Origin of the sequence: Lysinibacillus sp. NPDC056959, from assembly GCF_042674095.1 — a bacterium.
Taxonomy (GTDB): Bacteria; Bacillota; Bacilli; order Bacillales_A; family Planococcaceae; genus Lysinibacillus; species Lysinibacillus zambalensis.
The window spans coordinates 22,414-42,424 of the sequence record NZ_JBHURE010000010.1 but is presented as its reverse complement, the minus strand read 5'-3'; the positions used below and the strand labels follow the sequence as shown (position 1 = coordinate 42,424).

22 protein-coding genes and 1 riboswitch are annotated in these 20,011 nt (G+C 36.5%); of the genes, 10 read left to right on the top strand and 12 right to left on the bottom strand.

Annotated elements, in window-relative coordinates; genetic code table 11:
• Positions 1 to 27: 27 nt before the first annotated feature.
• A complete protein-coding gene (locus ACFTQ7_RS13405; RefSeq protein WP_386829310.1) occupies positions 28 to 552 on the bottom strand; it encodes a GNAT family N-acetyltransferase in 525 nt (174 codons plus the stop codon).
• A gap of 161 nt (positions 553 to 713) precedes the next feature.
• Here ACFTQ7_RS13405 and ACFTQ7_RS13400 point away from each other — a divergent pair, with 161 nt between their 5' ends.
• On the top strand, positions 714 to 1,505 hold the full coding sequence (locus ACFTQ7_RS13400; RefSeq protein ID WP_386829307.1) for a GNAT family N-acetyltransferase: 792 nt from the start codon (positions 714 to 716) through the stop codon (positions 1,503 to 1,505).
• A gap of 26 nt (positions 1,506 to 1,531) precedes the next feature.
• On the opposite strand, the gene ACFTQ7_RS13395 is transcribed toward ACFTQ7_RS13400, so the two are convergent.
• The gene (locus tag ACFTQ7_RS13395) at positions 1,532 to 1,795 is read right to left on the bottom strand and encodes a Parvovirus coat protein VP1-like protein (protein WP_349659718.1); all 264 of its coding nucleotides are present in this window, start codon (positions 1,793 to 1,795) and stop codon (positions 1,532 to 1,534) included.
• 221 nt (positions 1,796 to 2,016) lie between these two features.
• Between ACFTQ7_RS13395 and ACFTQ7_RS13390 the strand changes: the two genes are divergently transcribed.
• From ACFTQ7_RS13390 to ACFTQ7_RS13380, 3 genes are all read left to right on the top strand, one after another.
• A complete protein-coding gene (locus tag ACFTQ7_RS13390; protein ID WP_386829305.1) occupies positions 2,017 to 3,063 on the top strand; it encodes a DUF418 domain-containing protein in 1,047 nt (348 codons plus the stop codon).
• Between the two features lie 147 nt (positions 3,064 to 3,210).
• A complete protein-coding gene (locus ACFTQ7_RS13385) occupies positions 3,211 to 3,900 on the top strand; it encodes a hypothetical protein (RefSeq protein ID WP_386829303.1) in 690 nt (229 codons plus the stop codon).
• A 14-nt stretch (positions 3,901 to 3,914) separates the two neighbouring features.
• Entirely contained in the window at positions 3,915 to 5,174 is a 1,260-nt protein-coding gene (locus ACFTQ7_RS13380) for a glutathionylspermidine synthase family protein (protein ID WP_386829302.1), read from the top strand.
• Positions 5,175 to 5,222: 48 nt separating this feature from the next.
• Here the strand turns inward: ACFTQ7_RS13380 and ACFTQ7_RS13375 are convergent, their stop codons facing one another.
• Positions 5,223 to 5,696 (bottom strand): YbaK/EbsC family protein, encoded by a 474-nt coding sequence (locus tag ACFTQ7_RS13375; protein ID WP_386829300.1) that lies wholly within the window; start codon positions 5,694 to 5,696, stop codon positions 5,223 to 5,225.
• Between the two features lie 140 nt (positions 5,697 to 5,836).
• Positions 5,837 to 5,934, top strand: a riboswitch (guanidine-I (ykkC/yxkD leader).
• Positions 5,935 to 6,101: 167 nt separating this feature from the next.
• On the opposite strand from ACFTQ7_RS13375, the gene ACFTQ7_RS13370 reads away from it, so the two are divergent.
• A complete protein-coding gene (locus ACFTQ7_RS13370) occupies positions 6,102 to 6,443 on the top strand; it encodes a DMT family transporter (RefSeq protein ID WP_386829299.1) in 342 nt (113 codons plus the stop codon).
• The gene (locus ACFTQ7_RS13365) at positions 6,443 to 6,757 is read left to right on the top strand and encodes a DMT family transporter (protein ID WP_197144467.1); all 315 of its coding nucleotides are present in this window, start codon (positions 6,443 to 6,445) and stop codon (positions 6,755 to 6,757) included. Before ACFTQ7_RS13370 ends, ACFTQ7_RS13365 begins: the two co-directional genes overlap by 1 nt.
• Positions 6,758 to 7,069: 312 nt before the next feature.
• Here ACFTQ7_RS13365 and ACFTQ7_RS13360 read toward each other — a convergent pair whose 3' ends face one another.
• The 4 genes from ACFTQ7_RS13360 to ACFTQ7_RS13345 form a co-directional block, all read right to left on the bottom strand.
• Positions 7,070 to 7,945, bottom strand: a complete 876-nt coding sequence (locus ACFTQ7_RS13360) for a glycine betaine ABC transporter substrate-binding protein (RefSeq protein WP_386829298.1) — start codon at positions 7,943 to 7,945, stop codon at positions 7,070 to 7,072.
• A gap of 86 nt (positions 7,946 to 8,031) precedes the next feature.
• Entirely contained in the window at positions 8,032 to 8,886 is an 855-nt protein-coding gene (locus tag ACFTQ7_RS13355; protein WP_349659576.1) for an ABC transporter permease, read from the bottom strand.
• On the bottom strand, positions 8,879 to 10,078 hold the full coding sequence (locus tag ACFTQ7_RS13350) for a quaternary amine ABC transporter ATP-binding protein (protein ID WP_386829297.1): 1,200 nt from the start codon (positions 10,076 to 10,078) through the stop codon (positions 8,879 to 8,881). Before ACFTQ7_RS13350 ends, ACFTQ7_RS13355 begins: the two co-directional genes overlap by 8 nt.
• A gap of 283 nt (positions 10,079 to 10,361) precedes the next feature.
• Positions 10,362 to 10,997, bottom strand: coding sequence for a GntR family transcriptional regulator (locus tag ACFTQ7_RS13345; RefSeq protein WP_349659574.1), 636 nt, complete (start codon positions 10,995 to 10,997; stop codon positions 10,362 to 10,364).
• Positions 10,998 to 11,269: 272 nt separating this feature from the next.
• Here ACFTQ7_RS13345 and ACFTQ7_RS13340 point away from each other — a divergent pair, with 272 nt between their 5' ends.
• The 4 genes from ACFTQ7_RS13340 to ACFTQ7_RS13325 are packed head-to-tail and all read left to right on the top strand — an operon-like array spanning position 11,270 to position 14,790.
• A complete protein-coding gene (locus tag ACFTQ7_RS13340; RefSeq protein ID WP_386829295.1) occupies positions 11,270 to 12,001 on the top strand; it encodes a GTP cyclohydrolase II in 732 nt (243 codons plus the stop codon).
• Between the two features lie 14 nt (positions 12,002 to 12,015).
• Positions 12,016 to 13,125 (top strand): bifunctional diaminohydroxyphosphoribosylaminopyrimidine deaminase/5-amino-6-(5-phosphoribosylamino)uracil reductase RibD, encoded by a 1,110-nt coding sequence (ribD, locus tag ACFTQ7_RS13335; protein WP_386829294.1) that lies wholly within the window; start codon positions 12,016 to 12,018, stop codon positions 13,123 to 13,125.
• The gene (locus ACFTQ7_RS13330; protein ID WP_386829293.1) at positions 13,122 to 14,207 is read left to right on the top strand and encodes an FAD-dependent monooxygenase; all 1,086 of its coding nucleotides are present in this window, start codon (positions 13,122 to 13,124) and stop codon (positions 14,205 to 14,207) included. Before ribD ends, ACFTQ7_RS13330 begins: the two co-directional genes overlap by 4 nt.
• Positions 14,208 to 14,223: 16 nt before the next feature.
• Positions 14,224 to 14,790 (top strand): 5' nucleotidase, NT5C type, encoded by a 567-nt coding sequence (locus tag ACFTQ7_RS13325; RefSeq protein WP_386829291.1) that lies wholly within the window; start codon positions 14,224 to 14,226, stop codon positions 14,788 to 14,790.
• A gap of 66 nt (positions 14,791 to 14,856) precedes the next feature.
• Here ACFTQ7_RS13325 and ACFTQ7_RS13320 read toward each other — a convergent pair whose 3' ends face one another.
• The 5 genes from ACFTQ7_RS13320 to ACFTQ7_RS13300 all read right to left on the bottom strand — a co-directional run bounded on the left by ACFTQ7_RS13320 (position 14,857) and on the right by ACFTQ7_RS13300 (position 19,842).
• A complete protein-coding gene (locus tag ACFTQ7_RS13320; protein ID WP_386829289.1) occupies positions 14,857 to 15,678 on the bottom strand; it encodes a TraX family protein in 822 nt (273 codons plus the stop codon).
• Between the two features lie 112 nt (positions 15,679 to 15,790).
• Positions 15,791 to 16,333, bottom strand: coding sequence for a hypothetical protein (locus tag ACFTQ7_RS13315; RefSeq protein ID WP_386829288.1), 543 nt, complete (start codon positions 16,331 to 16,333; stop codon positions 15,791 to 15,793).
• Between the two features lie 685 nt (positions 16,334 to 17,018).
• Positions 17,019 to 17,786 carry an IclR family transcriptional regulator gene (locus tag ACFTQ7_RS13310; RefSeq protein ID WP_386829286.1) on the bottom strand — a complete coding sequence of 256 codons (768 nt, stop codon included), beginning with the start codon at positions 17,784 to 17,786 and terminating at the stop codon, positions 17,019 to 17,021.
• An 86-nt stretch (positions 17,787 to 17,872) separates the two neighbouring features.
• Positions 17,873 to 19,015, bottom strand: coding sequence for a CaiB/BaiF CoA transferase family protein (locus tag ACFTQ7_RS13305; RefSeq protein ID WP_386829284.1), 1,143 nt, complete (start codon positions 19,013 to 19,015; stop codon positions 17,873 to 17,875).
• Positions 19,016 to 19,035: 20 nt separating this feature from the next.
• Positions 19,036 to 19,842, bottom strand: coding sequence for an enoyl-CoA hydratase/isomerase family protein (locus tag ACFTQ7_RS13300; protein WP_386829282.1), 807 nt, complete (start codon positions 19,840 to 19,842; stop codon positions 19,036 to 19,038).
• Between the last annotated feature and the right edge of the window lie 169 nt (positions 19,843 to 20,011).

The following is a 20,011-nucleotide window of genomic DNA, read 5'->3' as shown; positions in this document are numbered from 1 at the left end:
TTCTTGGCTTATAATTTTTTACACTAATTATTTACTGAAAGAGTAAATGTTTATGTCATAAAAAGATTCTTTTGATTCTTCATATTCTTGAAATGTTCCTTCAAACGTAAAATTCAATTTCTCTACTACTTTTATAGAATTACTATTACCAGGTTCTATTTTTGCTACAATTTTAGTGATGCTTAAAGTAGAGAACGCGTAATCTATCAAAGCGGAAATACATTCTGGCGCATAGCCATTTCCCCAATGTGCTTTAGCAAGATCATAGCCTATTTCTGCAGTAGTTCCTTCTAGGTCAAATGTATTGAATCCACAAGAGCCGATAATCTGATTGAATTCTTTCTCAATAATTGAAAAACGAATAGCCCTATGGTCCTCAGCCAATTGATCAAAAAGCTCAATCATTTCCTTCGCTTGCTCTTCATGGGTGAAATTGGCGATATTCATAAACTTCGTCACATCGGGATCTGACCAAATATTAAATAGACTATGTGCATCAGCCTTCTTCATTTTTCTTAAATATAATCTTTTGGTGTTAATTTGTTCAATCAATACTTTTACCTCCAATTGTTTCATTTAGTTTGGATGAAAAATATTGCTATCTGCGCATAATTCAGTCCCTTCAAATTTCATGTATCTATTATACAATAATTGTAGTAATTGTTAAAATGTTATACCGCATGAAGAGATACAAAAGAATAGGGGGAAAGATAATGATTAAAGTGACGGTCAAGAATTATTCGATTATCAAAGAAACAATAGAAAGGGCGCCAACATTTGTCTACAGTATTCTAGATCAAATAATAGAAGGTGTTGTCTATGCCGACAATGAAAGCATTCATTCACTACTGTTTCAAACCAAATCAGGAATATACTATGTTTATGGGGATCCATCCAACGAGAAAGTTATAAGTGAACTCGCGGCTTTACTACAAGAATCGATTGAGGAAAGTAAACGTTTCACATTATTTAGTTATTCTGATGAATGGAGCACAAAAATCGAGCAACGACTAAATGATTATGTAAATAAATTAGAAAGATACAATTTTAGCTTTGATATAAATGCTTATAACAATAGAGAAAAACGAGATTCGCTTGACTATGAATGCATTAAAATCAAGCAACCTCAAATTGATCGTTGTTTAGAATTTGACAATCAATATTATAAGGAATACTGGGATTCTACCGATAATTTTCTAGAAAGAGGCGTTGGCTTTTGTCTTCAGCATGAAAATAAGATCATTAGCGAAGCAGTTTCTATTTTTAAATCTCATCAATTTGCAGAGATTGATATAATAACTGATACCAATTATAGAGGAAAAGGATTAGCAAGCTTCATTGCAGAAAAATTTATTGATGATTGCCTTTTAAATGATTTACAACCTTGTTGGGATTGTGATATTGATAACTATGGGTCGTATCATTTAGGCGTTAAGTTAGGCTTTACTAACCCAGTAAAATATACAGTTTTCTATAAAAGCACAATAAATCAGCTCACGATGTAAAAAACATCGTGAGCTTTCTTGATGGCTTAAAAGAACCTGTTACGCATTTCGAAGATATTATAAAACAATCTAGCATCTCTAGCCATTTTATTATTAGCATTCATTTGAGGTCGTAAGCAATTTTGGAACATTTCATCGCAATATCTTGTTCTACCATATCGAGCATAACATTCGTCGTGTAATTTGCAGCATGAATCTACAGCATTGGTAGGTCTACCTGGGCCTGAACACCCTGGTCCACAGTAATTATAACCAGGGTAGCAAAAACCAAATTTACGGTGTCTAAACATCATCGAGTCTCCTTTTTTAAAAGAAATAATTGTTACTATAAAATATGGAATTATTACTGTTAGAAGGAGATTAAAGACTAATGTAAATAAAAAAAGGGAATAAATGATGAGACAAATCTATAAATGTAAGGTTCTTGTAAGCTTTTGAAAAAACTACTGTAAGGATGAAAAGCTATGATAGCCATATACAGTAAAGTTTGAAAGAAAAGGAGTTTTAAAGAATGAATCCATCCGTACCTCAAAAAGAAAGAATCGTATCCTTAGACATTATTCGTGGGCTAGCGTTATTTGGCATTTTGTTTATAAATGTAGCGGCCTACCAGGTAATAGTAGAGGGAGGACCGATGCCTGACTATAGTGGAATTAATGGTATTATTGATACGCTTATTGATATTTTTATTGAGAAGAAATTCTTTTCAATTTTTTCATTCCTCTTTGGTGTAGGCTTTTATATTTTTGCTTCACGTGCAGAAGCGCGTGGCGATAAACCAAGATGGCGTTTTGCAAGACGTTTATTAGCTTTATTATTAATTGGTATTGTCCATTTGTTTATTTTTTGGGGTTCAATCCTTGCTATCTATGCAGTAATAGGTTTTTTACTAATTCCATTCTATAATGCAAAGGTTTCAACAATAAGTAAATGGTTATTTGCTATCATTACTGTTTATATCCTAAGCATTCTCGGGCAAATATTTATGCCAAATGAAGGAGCCTTTTCAACTGTTTTTGGTTTTTTAGGAAATGATGCAGTTACTATTTTTATTATGTTTTTAACTGGTTTTTTAGTAGCGAAAGCTGATTGGATTAGTCATGTAAGTGAATACTCAAAACAAATAAAATGGATTCAATTTGTGACATTCCCACTCTTTGTAGGTATCTCTCTTTGGATTTGGTTTGCTGCTCAAGGGGAAGATCAAAATCTACAATTCATTATTGGTTTAGGGGTAATTCCAACAACGTATTTTTATTTAACTTGTCTATTTGTTATATTAGAGAATAAGAAAATTGCGAAGCTTCTTAAACCAATTGGACGAGTTGGTCAGATGGCATTTACAAACTATTTAGCTCAAAGCTTTATAGGCCTAGCTATTATGTCATTAATGGGGCTAGAAGTTGTTTCTCCTTCTGACGTAGTAATCATTGCAATCCTAACTTTTGTCATTCAAATTATCTTTAGTGTCATCTGGTTTAAATTCTTTAAAATGGGGCCATTTGAAAAGTTATGGCGCTTCATGACATATGGAAGAAAAGCAGTGCCGAATAAATAAATAATTTTGCGCGAAACTCCCTGATGGTGAATGATTTCAATCCATCAGGGAGTTTTTACTGCAATAATATGTATGAATTTGTAAAAAATGAAACCTAAAGAAGTAAACATCCGTAAATTAAGTATCTATATAAAGGAGAAATATAATATGGCAAAACAAATGAAAAAATATATAGCAGTCACAACTGCGTCATTTATGGCTATGCAATTAGCCGCATGTGGGAATACAGAAAGTCAAACTGTCGAGGAATCCTCTGCACCTTCAGCTGATACAAATAATGTAACGGAAGAAAACAACACAGCAACAGCTAGTGATGATTTACAAAGTGTATATGACAGTGACATGGCAAGTGCATGTGATGAATGGAAAGAAAGTGATGATGGTTCCTTCGAATGTTTAGATGAAAATTCGCCACATTATGCACATCATTTCTTTAATGGACTTATGTATGCAACTACCGGAGCATTGATTGGAAGTGCCATTTATAAAAGTCGCAATCTAAAAAATGGTACAGATAGAGAGGATAGAGGTGGCGGTTCAGCAGTGCCACGTACGACTCAAAGTAATACTAGCGAAAGCAAAAATACAAATGGAATTACGACGAACGGCTCTCAAAATTCGTCTGGCACAACATCTAACAGTTCAAATAACTCAACAACAAATAGCTCTAATTCAAATACAAACGAGTCCAACTCTTATTCGAGTGGCAAGCGTTCATTCTCAAATAGTTCAGATTCATCTTCGAATAGTTCTTATTCAAATCACTCATCATCCAGTACTGGGAAATCAGGCTTTGGCTCAGGTGGTGCCTCTCGAGGTGGCTCTTCGTCTTCTTAAAAGGAGAAATCAATATGGACAATTATTTTCAACAACGCCAAATATTTTATTCTCAATTACCTGATTTTTTTCCTGACTTTGAGAACCTAGAGTATGCCTTATATGATGTACTGGATTTACCTAAAGAGAAAATCGATGAAATTAACTATGCATCTACTATACTCTGGAAAATATTTTTGAAGGTTGGTAAACAATTTAAACATTTATCGGATGAACAACTTTTAGCACTGGGCATTCGTTCTGAAATGCTGCCATATATCCAATTAGATTATTTACAGCAACAATCGGTACTGGCACGCTTCGATTTTATTTGTACAGAGGACGGACAAATAAAGTGTCTTGAATTAAATGGTGAAACGCCATTTCTTGTCCAAGAAACATTTGAGATCAATAAAGCGCTTTGTCAGCATTTAGGATTTGATAGTCCGAATGATGTTTCAGCATTACATAAAACCTTGTCCGGTGCACTTTTTGCCGCTATGCATTTTTTAAATGATTTGAAAAAACCTAAAATCGTCATTACAGGGAAAACGGCTGCAGAAGATTATGAGGAATACTGCCAGGTACAGTTTTTAAAGAAATGTATACCTTTTGATGTAGAATATGTTCCTATACAAGAGTTAATCATTTTTTCTAGCAACACTGCTAATATAGCTCGAGGCCTTTATACGCCTACAATGGAGAAAATTGATATTTTGTATCGTCCCGCGCACCCAGTAGAGTTTTTAATAGATGATGTGTCTTCCGACGGTGAGCGTATTGGTCTACGTTTATTGGAACTTGTAAAAGATGGTCAGCTTGCTATTATCAACGCACCAGCAGCATATGTACTGCAATCGAAAATTTTATTATGGCTGATTTGGGAAAGAAAAAATGATTCGCTTCTTTTTAATGCAGAAGAGCGAGAGGTCATTCAGAAATATATGCTACCAACATATCTTTCAGGAGAGCCATTTGTTCAGGAAAATTTGCCGTTTGTAAAGAAACCTGTCTATTCACGGGAAGGGAATACTGTAGAAATTTATGCAGGAGATGGTACGAAAACGAATGCCTCTGCGCATACCCATTATGATGATAATTTGTTTATTTATCAGCAATATGTAGAAATGCCTTCTATAACGATTAAGCTTAAAGAAGGATTACAAACAAAGAAGTGGTTAATCGGCTCATTTATCGCTGATAATCGTGCGTGTGGCTTATCTTGTAGAGTAGGTAATCAAATTACAGAATGGGATTCTCACTGGTTAGCCGTTGGATATAGGGAAGAAAGCTAAATCAAAATCGGCGAAGCTCTATAGAAAGTTTCGCCGATAATTATATCTTTACTCATTCCAGCCTTTGCAAACATCAACCCATTCTTGATATGGAGTATAGGCTTCTAATTCAGAAATAGTAAGCTCAATGGCGGAGTTACTGCTACCACATGCAGGGAATACTGTTGTGAAGCGTTTGAGCGATTCATCTAAATAAATAGCAACCCCCTCATTCACGCCAAAAGGACAAACACCACCTACATCATGTCCGATCTTTTCGAGTACTTCATCTTTCCCAAGCATCTTTGCCTTTGTACCAAAGACAGCTTTATATTTGGCATTGTCGACTTTGGCATCGCCTGCAGCAACAATTAATATCGCTCCATCGTTTACGAGAAACGATAAGGATTTCGCAATGCGTTCTGGCTCGCACCCGAGTGCTTGTGCTGCCAGTTCAACAGTCGCCGAGCTTTCGTTTAGCTCCTGTATATTGTGTTCCGCATTCCATTGCGCTAAATGCTTACGTACTTTTTCAATTGCCATATGTAATACCTCCTTACAATAATACGTTTCATTTTAACATAATTTTCTGAACACATCGCTATTTATCTTTCTGATTAACCTTGGCTATGTCTCAGTAGAAAAAAGCTAAATAATTTGCTATACTAATAGCATAATCAAATATGAAAGTTTTCTAGGGTTCCGTAGCAAATGCTAGTCTGGTCCGAGAGAAAACCACAAAATTGATTTTGTGACACGGAAGGATAAAAGCCTGGGAGATACTGTTTACAGCAGTGTTTCTTAGGCTTTTTTTATTTGGCTACTGTGGGAAAGGAGTTTAGTTTAGGGGTAGACAGCGTGAAGTGATTGGGTATCCTGAAGAAGTAATCAGTTAGGTCAGAAAATCGCTCAACATCCGTGTTTAACAATAAAATGGAGGAATTCGCAATGAACAAACAATGGTTAAGTGTCGTAATTGCTGCTTTTTTTGAAGTTGGCTGGGTTATAGGTTTAAAGCATGCTGGAAGTGTATTTGAATGGATTGGTACTGCTATTGCAATTTTTATTAGCTTTTATTTACTAATTAAGGCTGGAGAAAGCTTACCGGTCGGCACTGTTTATGCAATATTCGTAGGCTTGGGGACGGCGGGCACTGTATGTGCAGATAGCTTACTGTTCGGAGAGCCATGGAAATTAGCCAAAATTTTATGTATTGTCGTTTTACTTGCAGGGGTCGTCGGTTTAAAGCTTGTGACCGGGGAGCCTAAAGAGAAAGAGGTGAATGAATAATGGCATGGATTGCATTAGTAGTTGCGGGGTTATGTGAGATGCTTGGTGTTTATATGATTAGTAAATATAATGATACTAAAAGTATTAAAAATTTGGTGATATTAATTTTAGTTTTTACCTTGAGCTTTGCTGGTCTTGCATATGCGATGGAAACTTTACCGATGGGTACAGCATATGCCATTTGGACAGGAATAGGAGCGGCGGGTGGTGCAATACTCGGTATGTTGTTTTTCAATGAATCCAAGGATTGGAGACGTATTGTTTGCATTACACTTGTTTTAGGGGCAGCGATTTCTTTGAAATTATTATCTTAGTTAATGGATTAAATAGTCACTCTGCATCGGTTTAATTGTTGTGGGGTGGCTTTTTTTATCCGTACTTAACGACGAAAATTGGGTAATGATTTAAAAAGAAATAATAAGTATTTAAATATTATGTATTATTTGTTAAAATAAGGATAATTGAGTAGGCATTAAAATTTATTTTTTAGGTGTTAATTATTCGTATTCTGTTCATTACGAGGAAAGATTTCTATAGAGTAGCCTTAATGTTCTTCAAATAAGATGAGATAAACTTTTAAAAAAAGACAGACAACCTTTCGTCAGTTGTCCGTCCATTTTGAGAAATTATTTTTTTACATCCTTCGTCCATTCAGCAACTTTGTCTGGATTAGCTTCAACCCAATCTTTAGCAGCTTGTTTCGGGTCTTTGCCATCCATAACTTCAAGCATAACGCTCTCTAAGTCTTCTGAAGTCCAATGGAAGTTATCTAGTACAGAATATACATCTGGTTTATCTTCTTTTAACCCTTTACGAACGAATGTGTTAATTGTTTCTTCTCCACCAAAAATTCCTTTTGGATCTTCTAAATATTTAAGATCATATTTAGCGAATTTCCAGTGAGGTGACCAGCCAGTCACGATGATGTCTTCTTTATTTTTAATTGCTTTAGCAAGAGAAGTTGTCATAGCACCAGATGAAGATGTTATTAGATTCCAATCTGCTAAGTTATCATATTCATCTAAAGCTTTTTCTGTAGCAGCAGTAATTCCTGCACCAGGCTCGATACCCGTAATTGTGTGATCTGCTTGATTTTTTAAATCTTCAATCGAATTAACGTCCATATAGCTTGGCACTACTAGACCTATTTTTGCACCAGCAAGGTTTTCGCCTAGCTCATCAAGATCATTCTTATATTTTTTGTACTGTTCTCCATGAGTATTTGGTAACCAAGCAGCAACCATACCATCTGCGTCACCTTTTGAAACAGCCTCCCACATAATTGCATTATCGAGTGGTGTTAATGTTACATTGTAACCTAAATCCTCTAGTACCTGCCCAACTACATTAGTGGAAGCAATTTCTGTATCCCATTCAACGTAGGCTAGATTGACGTCCTTTGAGTTACCATCGCTCTTACTTGAATCATCACCACTACATGCAGCTAGCAAAAAGCCAAGCCCTAAAGCCATTCCTAATTTAGTTAAAGTTTTCAGTTTCATCGAATCTTCCTTTCATATATTAATAACGTAAATCTTAGCTATGAAAATGAAAAAACTAAGACTTTACTAATAAATTCCTTGTTTTTCTATACGGTTTTCTTCTTATTAAAGCTTTGCGTTAAGCGGTCTATAACAATGGCAAAAATAACAAGACCTAGACCTGCAACGAAGCCATTTCCGACCTGTGTACGTTGTAGTGCTGTTAATACTTCGCGTCCTAGACCAGGTGCACCAATCATTGAAGCCGTTACAACCATTGAAAGAGATAGCATAACAGTTTGGTTAATCCCTGCCATTATAGTTGATTTGGCAAGAGGTATTTCAACTTTAAATAGTTTTTGTCTTGAGGTACTACCATATGAATCTGCAGCTTCTACCAATTCTTTTGGTACTTGGCGAATTCCTAGGTTCGTCATACGTACAGTAGGTGGTAAGGCAAAAATAACGGATGCAAATACGCCAGGTACTATCCCGATACCAAAGAAGGCAACGGCAGGAATCAAGTACACGAAGCCAGGCATTGTTTGCATGAAATCGAGTATCGGCTTAATCACATTTTCAGCTACTGTTGACTTGGACATTAAAATACCAAGTGGAATACCTAAAATGATTGAGATGATACTTGAGAAGAGCACGAGCGTAGTCGTTTCCATAAGTTGTGTCCATAAACCTTGATTATAGATAAATAACAAACCAATTAATGAAAACGTTGCGAGCCCGAATTTTTTGCCGGTAACGAAAAAGGCAAAAATGACAACAAGTAAAATAAGAATAATCGGGGGAATGCTCACTAATAAATCAGTGACCTGATTCATGAGTAGTTTTCCATTTTTTTGAATCAAGTTAAAAAACAGTGAAAAATTACTCGTCAACCAGTCCATAACTGATTCTACCCACGTTCCTACGGGTATAGCTGGGATATTGTCTAAAAAATTATTCATCTGCATCTACCTCCTCATCGCTAGTCGAAAGTGCTTCGATGACAACGCCCCGGATGAGAACACCAAGTAAGCGCTCATCTTTTACAACTGCAATAGGAGTAGGTGAATTATGAATCATGCCTAAAATATCCTGTAAAAGCATATCTGGTGGAACATTCAATATTTCGGATTGAACAATTGAATGTACTGTTTGTTCTTGTCTTTTAGCTGCAGCCCGTGCGTCGTCAGCAGTAATAAAGCCTTTTAAATGTCGATTTTTGTCAACAGCCATTAGTAAACTAACCGTTTCTTCGCGCATTCGTTTTAGTGCAACGGTCGGTCCATCTACATCTACATTGACATATACAGGTCGAACCATGGCATTTTCAGCTGTTAATACTTTAGAGCGATCGACGTCTTCTACGAAGGTTTTAACATAATCATTTGCGGGATTTGTTAAAATTTCTTCTCCAGTACCAATTTGAATGATTGAGCCATCTTTCATAATAGCGATACGATCACCAATACGTAATGCTTCATTTAAATCGTGCGTGATAAATATAATTGTTTTTTTCACTGTGCTTTGTAAATCGAGTAACTCATCTTGCATTTCTTTACGAATTAATGGATCGAGTGCAGAAAAGGCCTCATCCATTAGTAATATTTCAGGGTCGTTTGCTAGTGCACGTGCTAATCCAACACGCTGTTGCATACCACCCGATAATTGATTCGGATATTGGTCCTTATAAGCAAGTAAGCCTGCATTTTCGAGAGCCTGCTCTGCTTTCGCTTGTCGTTCTTCTTTTGAGACGCCTCTAATTTCAAGGCCATATTCAGTGTTTTGAAGAAGTGTACGATGGGGGAATAAACCGAAGTTTTGAAAGACCATACTCATTTTATTTCTTCTTACATTTCGTAAACTCTCTTTACCCATTTTAGAAATATTATCTCCATCGATAAAAATATTTCCGCTTGTAGGCTCGATAAGTCGATTTAAAAGTCGGATAAGCGTTGACTTTCCACTCCCTGATAGTCCCATAATAACGAAGATTTCACCTTCATTTACTGTGAAACTTGCATCGTATACACCAACAGTTGCCCCTGTTTCTTTTAAGATATCAGTCTTGCTTTTTTGTTGCTTGACGAGTTCTAATGCTTGGGGAATATGTTTCCCGAAAACTTTAGAAACATGCTCCACTTTTATTTTTTCCAATAGAACCATTCCTTTCGTAGATCAATTTCGCCTTGGCGTAAATGGCTTGCTTCACTTACGCACAGTTAATTTGCCACGGTACGTGACATTCTTAAGGCTTAGTTCTTCTAGTACAGTAGGCGTTTGGACACCCACTGAATGAAGATAAATACTATTTGAGGATAATGATACCCAAATATAAACAAGTAACAACCTAACCCTAACAAAGAGTTGTTACTTTTGTCAAATCGACAAAATAGAAAAAATCCGCTTAAACGCTGTTATATCAGCGTTTAAGCGGATTTTAATTTGGGTATAAAAAGCTCTGAACTCGAGCGAAACTTTCATCATTACCTATAAAGTAAACGATATCTCCTTCTTCCAATGACACATATGGACCAGGTGATAGTAATAATTCATTTTTACGACGAATCCCGACAATCGTGCTAGATGTATTTTGCCAAAAATTCAGTTCCTGAACTGTTTGGTGGATACAAGGGCTTTCAGCTGTCATCTCTAATTGATATGGGATAAATGGATTGACGGATCGGAAATGTTCAGTTCGACTAATAAGTTGTTTAGTCTTATCCTGTAGATTTATTAATTCTTGGTGTTGCTTCTGAATGCTAGTCATAAGCTCATGTTGTAGTTCATGGACAGATTGAACATCCTGGAATTGTCGGACAAAAGATGCAGCCTTTTCATAGGAGATGATAATAACCCCACTACCTTTAGTCGCCTCCACAATTTCCAAGTCTTGCAAAACGGCAATCGCTCTTCTAGCAGTTTCCGAAGAGACATTATATTGGCTAGCTAGAGACGATCTTGCATAAATCTTATCGCCAATTCTATATTTTCTTTCCACGATTTTTGAGGCTAGGTCGACAGCTATTTGTTGGTATTTTGGCTGCTTCACCTGAACATTTTTTTCAAATTGCATTCTTAACTTCCTTTCGTCATTACAGTTACCACAGCTTATTATAGACTAGCCTGCACAGAAAAAATAGCACCTCCATAAGCTATTAGTATATGATTACAACGTAATGTAGCAGTTTTTGTTTCTACTTAATTTTTTTAAATAGAATAGGAGCTGTAGTTTGACAGTTGTTAGTTATTATTGTAAACTAAGTTACGTAATGTAAGTGTAGTGAAAATACAAGTGCTCAGTTAGTAAATGAACTAGCTGTTTAACAATAGAAGGTTGGAGAAAATATGACAATTACTACTAAAGTTTTGGACATAGTGAAAGACAAAATGACGATTGTGAAACAATCTGAATCTGAAAGTATTTGCCTAGTTGGTCCAGTAAAATTACCGGTAAAACAAGGTGGATTTTCTGCGACATTTCAGTGGTATAACTGGTTAAAAGTAGGAGAGAATCAATCGAAAGAAGAAATCATTGATGGATTAGCATCTGCAAATTTAGCTTTTTTACAGCAGTCATCAGTGCTTGTTTATGGAGATTTTGCACATGCAGAGAATGCTTTAATTCGTATGCATAGCATTTGTCATACAGGTGATATTTTTGGAAGCCAGCGCTGTGATTGTGGCTATCAATTACACGAATCGATGAAAATGATCGTGGAACATGGCTGCGGTGCTATTTTCTATTTAGCAGATCATGAAGGTCGTGGTATCGGGCTATTCTCGAAATCGCTTGCTTATTTATTACAAGAAGAGGGGTTAGATACGGTTGAAGCAAACCATGCTCTTGGCTTCCCGGACGATACTCGTTCTTATGAAGAAGCCATTACTGTGTTAGCTGCACTCCGCTCAAAGCCAGTTACACTGATTACCAATAATCCGAAGAAGCTTGCCGCGTTACAGGCGCATGGTTTAGCAGCAGAAGGACATGTCCCATTATGGGGAGGATTAACGGAAACAAATCGTTTTTATTTAGACACGAAAGTAGAGAAATCTGGACATTTGCGCGAAAAGAAGTGAATGGAGGAATGACGATGACAACAGATGAAAAATATATGCAGCTAGCACTTGATTTAGCTGCTAGTGCAAAAGGAAATACGAATCCCAATCCATTAGTAGGCGCTGTAATCGTCAAGGATGGTGTAATTGTTGGAACAGGTTTACACAGAAAAGCAGGTGAACCACATGCAGAGGTGCATGCATTCCGTATGGCTGGAGAACATGCTAAAGGTGCTACACTTTATGTAACTCTTGAGCCATGTTCGCATTATGGAAAAACACCTCCTTGTGCAAATTTAGTGAAGGAATCTGCAGTTAGTCGTGTTGTTGTAGCGATGCAAGATCCAAATCCGGCTGTTGCTGGACGTGGTATTCAACTGTTACGAGATGCGGGCATTGAGGTAGAGGTCGGTGTTTTAGAAGCACAAGCTCGCTGTATAAATGAACGTTTTATTCATAATATGCTAACAAAACGACCATTTATTATTTCGAAATATGCGATGACTTTAGACGGGAAAATAGCAGCTCATACAGGACATTCCAAGTGGGTAACTGGTGAGGCGGCGCGTGAGGATGTTCATCGTATTCGTCATGAAGTGGATGGCATTTTAGTTGGGGTTGGAACTGTTTTAGCTGACAATCCATCCTTAACGACAAGATTAAAAGAAGATTACGGAAAAAATCCAGTACGTATTATTATGGATAGCTCACTTCGTACACCGGCCCATGCCAATGTCCTAAATGTAGAAGAAGCGAAAACAATTATTGTATGTAGTGAAAATGTTAATCCAGAAAAAATAACAGCATTTGAGGAAAAAGGCGTGACTGTATTGCCAGTTCGCCATGAATCTGAGGGGCTTGTTGTTGATGATATGCTTGAAAAACTATATCAATATGGCATTACGGATATTTTAGTAGAGGGTGGAAGTACGATAAACGCTTCATTTTTACAGCAAGGTGCTATTAACAAATATGTAATTTACATAGCGCCAAAGGTTCTCGGTGGTCGTTTATCTTTAACACCGATTGCTGGTCACAATCCAACTTCTATGGATGAAGCGTGGGATGTAGAATTTGCTTCGTTTGAGCAGGTTGGGCAAGATTTACGTATCATTGCTTATCCAAAGATAGGTGAGGAAAAGTGAATTATCAAGCAGATGTTTGTATTGTAGGGGCTGGGCCAGGCGGAGTACTTCTTTCGCACTTACTAGCGAAAAAAGGTCTTTCTGTAATCCTACTGGAAAAAAACGCAGCACTGGGGCAGGCATTTCGCGGTGAGCATTTAAATGAAGAGGGTGAGGCAGTTTTAAAAAGTCATCAACTTTTTGAAGCGGTCGAGGCACTCGGTTTATTACGTATGAGAAAGCTTGAATATTACACAGAAGGTAGAGCATTTAAAACTATTTTTCCTGATGAAGCTGTAGGACATTTAGGAATTCATGTGCCGCAAGCAAATTTATTAAAGGGAATTTTACAAGAAACACAGCATTTTCCGCACTTTTCATGTTTCCTAGATACGAAGGTGACGCAGCTCATAGTTGATTCTTTTGGCAGATATATAGGTGTCATTGCAACAAAAAATGGGGAAACAATAGAAATAAATAGTCAGTTAATTATCGGTGCTGACGGTCGTTACTCTACAATTCGTAAGCAAGCGCACATTGAAAGTCAAAAGCATAAGCATGGTTTTGATTTATTATGGGCAAAAATTCCTGCACCTCACGGATGGGAGCCGTCGATAAAAATGGCTTTAATCGGTGATAAACAGCTATCATTGTTTACGCAGGTAGGTGGGTTTATTCAAATCGGCTGGAATATTGAACAAGGAAGTTTTCCGCAGCTTAGAAAAAATGCATTTACACCATTTATCCAACAGCTTTCAGAGCAATTTCCGGAACTATCCGATACTGTTAACGAACATATTCGATCTTGGCAAGATTTTGTATTGCTTGACGTATTCAGTAGTCATTGTAACTGCTGGGGGACAAAAGGGCTTGTGCTATTAGGGGATGCTGTTCACACGATGACACCAACTGGGGCATTTGGTCTCAATAGTGCACTCAAGGATGCAGATTGTCTTGCATCACTATTAAATAAAGATACGCTTGTTCATTTTAACGTACAAGAGTTTCAACAAATGCGCGAGCAAGCTATTGAGGAAGTATTAGCGACGCAAATTGAAAAAGAGCAAACATTTGCGACTAACTTCATTAACAAGGCTTCGTGAAGGGAAGAAAAACAAGATGAAATTTGGCTTTGATATAGATGACACACTCATCGATTTACGAGCACATGCCTTTAGGCTCTATAATAAAAAACTTAGTAAAAATGTTGCACTAGAAACATTTCAAGCTTTGAAAAGAGTTGAAATTCACGAACCTTTTGGATTAACAGATGCTGAAGGATCGGCAATGTGGAATAATTCATTAGAGGAAATTTATTTTACGGATTGTCCTTCTTTTGGGGGAGCACTCGAGACGCTTCAAGCTTTGGCACAGCAAGGACATGACATTTATTATATTACTTCACGTCCAAAACAGTATTGTGAGCAAACAAGAGCTTGGATGGAAGCGCAAGGTTTTCCAATCACAGAAGGTCATTTTTTCTGCGGAATGCAGGATACAGAAAAAGTGGCGATCATCAAAGAGCTAGCTTTAGATGTTTATGTGGATGATAAACCAGCTGTATTAGAAACACTGCAAGATGTGAAGACGAAAGTAATTTTAAAAAATCAATCCTATAATCAACATGTTGAACTGCCACGCTTAAATCATTGGGAAGATTTTGGATGCCTGGTACGAGAACAATAGCAAAGGATTGGTACAACGTAATTCTCGTTGTACCAATCCTTTTTTTCGTGTGAATAATTTTGAAAATCACATTAATTGTTGACCTATAAACATCAGTATAAAGATATGTAACGGATAATAGATGTAAAAGAAGTATTTTAAAGGCCTTCCTCGTTCCCCATTATACAAAAATATAAATGGTAAAAAAAGAACCATCCAAAATTGTGATGGGCTAAAAAAGTCGAAAAATACCCAAACATTAGCTCCGCTGATTATTATTTTACCAATAAAAGAAATGCAGGAGAATAACACTAGTATCATTGCTTTTAATAAATTGCTTTTTGCATAATACCAACTAACGCCCATCATTACAAAAAATGGAGAGTAAGGAACCGTTAATATATTTGGAATAATAATATTCAATACCTCTTCATTAAACCAAGGGAAGAGTTGTAAAATAATAGGAATGAAAATAGTTGCTGTTCCTAAAGCTACTTGTAAAAATACTTTCTTATTTTCTTTTGACCTTAAAAATTGTATAGTATTTTCACTAATATAAATAAACCATACGGTATAAAAAAATGTTGAAAAAATACTAAACTGATCATGCATGCCAAACAATTCTTTTCCATATTCAGATAAGAACAATGTTAAAAAGCAAGTAATAATATGAGCGATATATAGCCGAAATGCAAATGTCAGTTTTTTTCGTGTATGCTGTAAACTAATTGTCAATATGAACATAAATAAAGGAGCTACAAATCGTCCTAATGCACTAAGCAGATCATCCCCGCCTATAGTGTTCTTGATAATATATTGTGCAAAATGATCTAATGTCATAAATAATAATCCGACACATTTTAGTTGAAAGCTATTGATACCATCGTTAAAAATGTTTCTTAGAATCATTTAATAACCTCCAATCATTAATAAGTACAATAAATGGCTATTGCGTATATTGCAATAGCCATTTTAAACTTATGTTATGACCGCGAAGAAAAAACAAACTTTAGCTTTAGTTTTATTCAAATGTTCCACTTACTGAATATGATTTTCCAGCAGGACTAGAGTTGAATCTGAAGTAATAGTTACCATTAAAGGATTTATCTCCTAGGTCACTTTTTTTAATTGTCACAGATTTAGTAGCTTTAGCAGTAATTGTCCAAGATTGTACAACAGTCTGTGTAATAAAACCTTTATGAACCAAGTCTACAGTAATTTTATTGGAAGAACCGGCTGTAAAATCGAATGTTTTACCAACAACATCTATAAAATAAAAGTTTGTATATAATGTAGCTCCGCTATTTGAAGAACCATTTACTGGGTAGGAACCATTATCCCAATCCCATTTTCTAAACGGGACTTCAGTACCTTTAGTTTTTGATTCAAAAATAAATTCATCATAGTCATTAATATCATTATAATAATCTACTTTCGGAAGCTGCTCTTCTGGTATTTGCTCATCAGAAGTGGTCTCCCTTGCATAAGGAGTATCAAGTGATGCTAGTAATATTGTTACCAAAACGGCAAAAGCTATAATTACTTTCGAAAAAATCTTGAGCATTATTTTTCCCTCCTTTTGTGGATACCTCTGCAGAAGGCTTATCTATAGATTATCATAAAAATAAGTTCTATCGACCACAGATAAACTACAAACAGACCACAGATAAACTACAATATGACCATGAATTTTTACGTTATTGCCACAGTTTTTTGTTGTATTACCCTTATTTTTTCTACAGTAAACTTCAGGTGTGTTGATAAGGAAAATATATGTTTAATATTGATTGATACAAGAATTTTTTTGTACTAATTTATGGCCTTTTTAACTGATTGTAACGTAGGGTAACTCGAGTGCGCTTATCGCTTCGTTTTCGTCGCAGAGCAAAGTTTTCCGTGGGAAAAGCGAGACATGCGAGACCCTGCACGGAACGAGTGTCATCTGTACGAAAGCGGAGTGTTAACGGAGCGGCTTGACGCTCGAGTAGCACATAAATATGCTTAATATGTACTCAAGTTCTGATTTTCGGTGTCATATGTAGGTTTTGTAGAAGTAGAGAAGTTACTTTACTTTCTTTTAACACGAAAACAACCAAGAGAATTTACAATTCTCTTGGTTGTTTTTTCACTAGTTAAAAGGAATAAATCTTACTTACTTTCTCCCAAAATCATAGAATTAGGCATACAGTTCCATGAAGCGATGTACATCAAGCTACACTACAGACTAGATTTACTAGAATCATTTAGGTTTAATGTAGTTGCCTTTCAATATCTACTGCGATTTTTTGAATGGATTTAATTAATAAACTTTCATCGTAGTCACTGTAGCGTACTTCTGGTATAACCAGCGTCACTGAAGCGATGATTTGTTGAGATGCATTTAAAATCGGTGCAGATACAGAACATGCACCACGCACACGTTCGCTATTACTTTTCGCGAACCGTTGAATTTGGATATCCTTTAATTCCGTTAACAGCTGTTCTTTTGAAAGTATTGTCTTATCAGTGATACGTTCAAGACTTATATTCTCTACATATTCTTCAACATTTGGCATAAATGCGAGCAATATTTTAGATGATGCACCTGCATAAAGGGGAGAGGTGTCACCTACAAACATTTTCGTTGAAAGTGGATATGTTGAATCGTAGTTTAAAATACATCGTCTCTCCAATCCATCAATAATATTCATGGAAACACTTTCGCCGATTTCTTCGTTTAACCTTTTTAAAATAGGCTCTGCGACAATAATAAGACTTGATTCTTCTTTTACTAAATTGCCTAGATACAGCAGTGAATGACCTAGTTGATAGCGTTTAGTACGTTCATCTTTGTGTAGAAATCCTTCGTACACAAAGGTAGAAACGAAGCGCTGTAAACTGGATATGCTAATCCCTGTTTTTTTACTTAACTCAGTTAGGGAAAGGCTAGGTTCATCTTTTGAGAAAGCTTTTAACACTTTAATAGCTTTGTGCAGCGATGACATTGTATAGTTTTTTTCGAATATCTCCTGATTCATCCCGTCACCTACGTAATAAAATTTTTTTCGACATCTGCCGGAGGATTTATCTTCTTAAATAATTTTACCTCTATTATAGCGTAATTTTATTTTGGTAGAGAGGACTTTTGGAATTCATTTGTATGTTCTCCAAGTATCGGCGGTGCTAATTTATATTGAATATCTAAATCAGAGAACTTTAACGGGCTTTTGATGAATCTGACTGTACCATATTGTTCATGTTCTATCTCACCAATCATGTCGCGAGCCATAAATTGTGGTTGTTCTAGCGCTTCAGCAATCGTGTTCACACGTCCACCTGGAATTTTGTATTGTTGCAATAAGGTAATCCATTCATCCCGTGTTTTTGTCATTGTAATGTCAGTAATCATCCGAACTAGCTCCGCTTCATGTTGCTTGCGCATCGTATTTGTTATAAAGCGAGGATCATTGGCCCATTCCTCACGTTTCAACATCGTGCAAAACTTTTTAAATTGTCCATCTGTACCAACACAAATCATTAAGGGGCCATCCTCACAGTTAAATACTTGATATGGCGCAACATTATTATGACGATTACCTAGACGTTCTGAGATAAAGCCTGTATTTAAATAAGCACTTGCTATATTTGCTAAGCTACTCATCTGAACGTCTAATAAAGCTAAGTCAATAAATTGCCCTGTATTTGTTTGGTCGCGCATTCGCAAAGCGGCTAAAATACTAATGACGACATAATTTGAGGTTAAAATATCTGCAATAGGGACACCAACTTTTGTCGCTTCTCCTTCAGTTGAGCCAGTGACATGCATTAAACCACTCATGGCTTGAATAACTGGATCGAATCCTGGTTCGTGCGCAAGAGGACCAGTTTGACCGAATCCTGTAACTGCACAATATATGATTCTAGGATTCACTTTACTTAATTCCTCATAGCTGAGCCCCGTACGCTCCATGTCTCCCGTTTTAAAATTTTCGAGGACAACATCAGCATCTTGGACAAGTTCTTTCAATTTTTCTCTGCCATCTATTGTCTTTAAATCTAATGTGATCGATTTTTTATTGCGATTGGCACATAAATAATACGTACTTTGACCATTCACAAATGGCCCCCAATCACGCATACTATCAGACCCATCTGGATGTTCTATGCGAATTACTTCTGCTCCTAAATCGGCTAACATCATGGAGCCAGCAGGAGCAGCATAAACGCGAGATAAATCTAATACTCGAATATTTTCAAGAGGTTGCATTGTTCGTCCTCCTAAACATGTCATTTATAAACAGGTTTTCGTTTTTCAACTACTGCGTTTACACCCTCTTTAAAATCATCTAGCTCTGTTACAATAGCCATTTGTGACGAAATATAATCAAGGGCAGTACGTAAATCCATTCGTTGACTTTGATAAACAGCACGCTTTATGAATTGCAATGTCGTAGTCGGACGACTTGCTAATTCCTTTGCATAATTCAATGTGTATTCTTCAAGCTCATGGTCTTCTACAACAAATGTCACAACACCTTTGTCTTTTGCTTCATCAGCAGTTAATACACGAGCTGTCCAGAACATGTCCAATGCTTGATCGATACCGATTAATTTTGGTAAATAATAAGCGCCACCGTCGCCCGGCACGATCGCAACATTAATATAGCTTTCTGAAATCTTCGTAGATTTTGCAGCAATCCGTATATCGCACATTAAGGCCATATCAAGTCCTGCGCCCATTGCAAACCCATGCACCTGTGCAATAACGGGCTTATCAATTTCTTCAAGGAGAAGGGGAATACGCTGAATCTTTTTCCAAAGAGAATTTTTTCGTGCTAAACCTGTAGAAGAGATATCGTCCTCGCTTTGGAAAAATCCTTCACCAGCTTGCATCGCCTTAATATCCCCGCCAGCGCAAAATGATTTACCATTACCTTTTACGATGACAACACGAATATCCTCTGAATCACGAACAGTTTCAAGGGCTTCAATCCATTTAGCGATCATCTCTTCACTAAAAGCATTGTACGCTTTAGGTCTATTTAATGTAATTGTGGCAACATGGTCTTGCACTTCAAAAAGTAAATCAGTCATTGATAACACTCCTTATCATTTCATTAGTGGTTTGTCACAAATTAATTAATTATTCTTCCACTTTGAGAAGTGGCAAGCTTCTGATCAATTATGCCTCGGCATAATTGCGTCCGGAATCGGCTTTGTGCTTGCACAAAGGACTCCTTTCCGATTCCGTGACATCCGCCGG

Coding starts and splice junctions, on each gene's coding strand:
- ribD (WP_386829294.1), top strand. CDS start 12,016: ATGACAACAGATGAAAAATATATGCAGCTAGCACTTGATTTAGCTGCT.
- ACFTQ7_RS13340 (WP_386829295.1), top strand. CDS start 11,270: ATGACAATTACTACTAAAGTTTTGGACATAGTGAAAGACAAAATGACG.
- ACFTQ7_RS13305 (WP_386829284.1), bottom strand. CDS start 19,015: ATGCAACCTCTTGAAAATATTCGAGTATTAGATTTATCTCGCGTTTAT.
- ACFTQ7_RS13395 (WP_349659718.1), bottom strand. CDS start 1,795: ATGTTTAGACACCGTAAATTTGGTTTTTGCTACCCTGGTTATAATTAC.
- ACFTQ7_RS13310 (WP_386829286.1), bottom strand. CDS start 17,786: ATGAATCAGGAGATATTCGAAAAAAACTATACAATGTCATCGCTGCAC.
- ACFTQ7_RS13385 (WP_386829303.1), top strand. CDS start 3,211: ATGGCAAAACAAATGAAAAAATATATAGCAGTCACAACTGCGTCATTT.
- ACFTQ7_RS13400 (WP_386829307.1), top strand. CDS start 714: ATGATTAAAGTGACGGTCAAGAATTATTCGATTATCAAAGAAACAATA.
- ACFTQ7_RS13315 (WP_386829288.1), bottom strand. CDS start 16,333: ATGCTCAAGATTTTTTCGAAAGTAATTATAGCTTTTGCCGTTTTGGTA.
- ACFTQ7_RS13325 (WP_386829291.1), top strand. CDS start 14,224: ATGAAATTTGGCTTTGATATAGATGACACACTCATCGATTTACGAGCA.
- ACFTQ7_RS13345 (WP_349659574.1), bottom strand. CDS start 10,997: ATGCAATTTGAAAAAAATGTTCAGGTGAAGCAGCCAAAATACCAACAA.
- ACFTQ7_RS13300 (WP_386829282.1), bottom strand. CDS start 19,842: ATGACTGATTTACTTTTTGAAGTGCAAGACCATGTTGCCACAATTACA.
- ACFTQ7_RS13360 (WP_386829298.1), bottom strand. CDS start 7,945: ATGAAACTGAAAACTTTAACTAAATTAGGAATGGCTTTAGGGCTTGGC.
- ACFTQ7_RS13390 (WP_386829305.1), top strand. CDS start 2,017: ATGAATCCATCCGTACCTCAAAAAGAAAGAATCGTATCCTTAGACATT.
- ACFTQ7_RS13380 (WP_386829302.1), top strand. CDS start 3,915: ATGGACAATTATTTTCAACAACGCCAAATATTTTATTCTCAATTACCT.
- ACFTQ7_RS13370 (WP_386829299.1), top strand. CDS start 6,102: ATGAACAAACAATGGTTAAGTGTCGTAATTGCTGCTTTTTTTGAAGTT.
- ACFTQ7_RS13320 (WP_386829289.1), bottom strand. CDS start 15,678: ATGATTCTAAGAAACATTTTTAACGATGGTATCAATAGCTTTCAACTA.
- ACFTQ7_RS13375 (WP_386829300.1), bottom strand. CDS start 5,696: ATGGCAATTGAAAAAGTACGTAAGCATTTAGCGCAATGGAATGCGGAA.
- ACFTQ7_RS13355 (WP_349659576.1), bottom strand. CDS start 8,886: ATGAATAATTTTTTAGACAATATCCCAGCTATACCCGTAGGAACGTGG.
- ACFTQ7_RS13365 (WP_197144467.1), top strand. CDS start 6,443: ATGGCATGGATTGCATTAGTAGTTGCGGGGTTATGTGAGATGCTTGGT.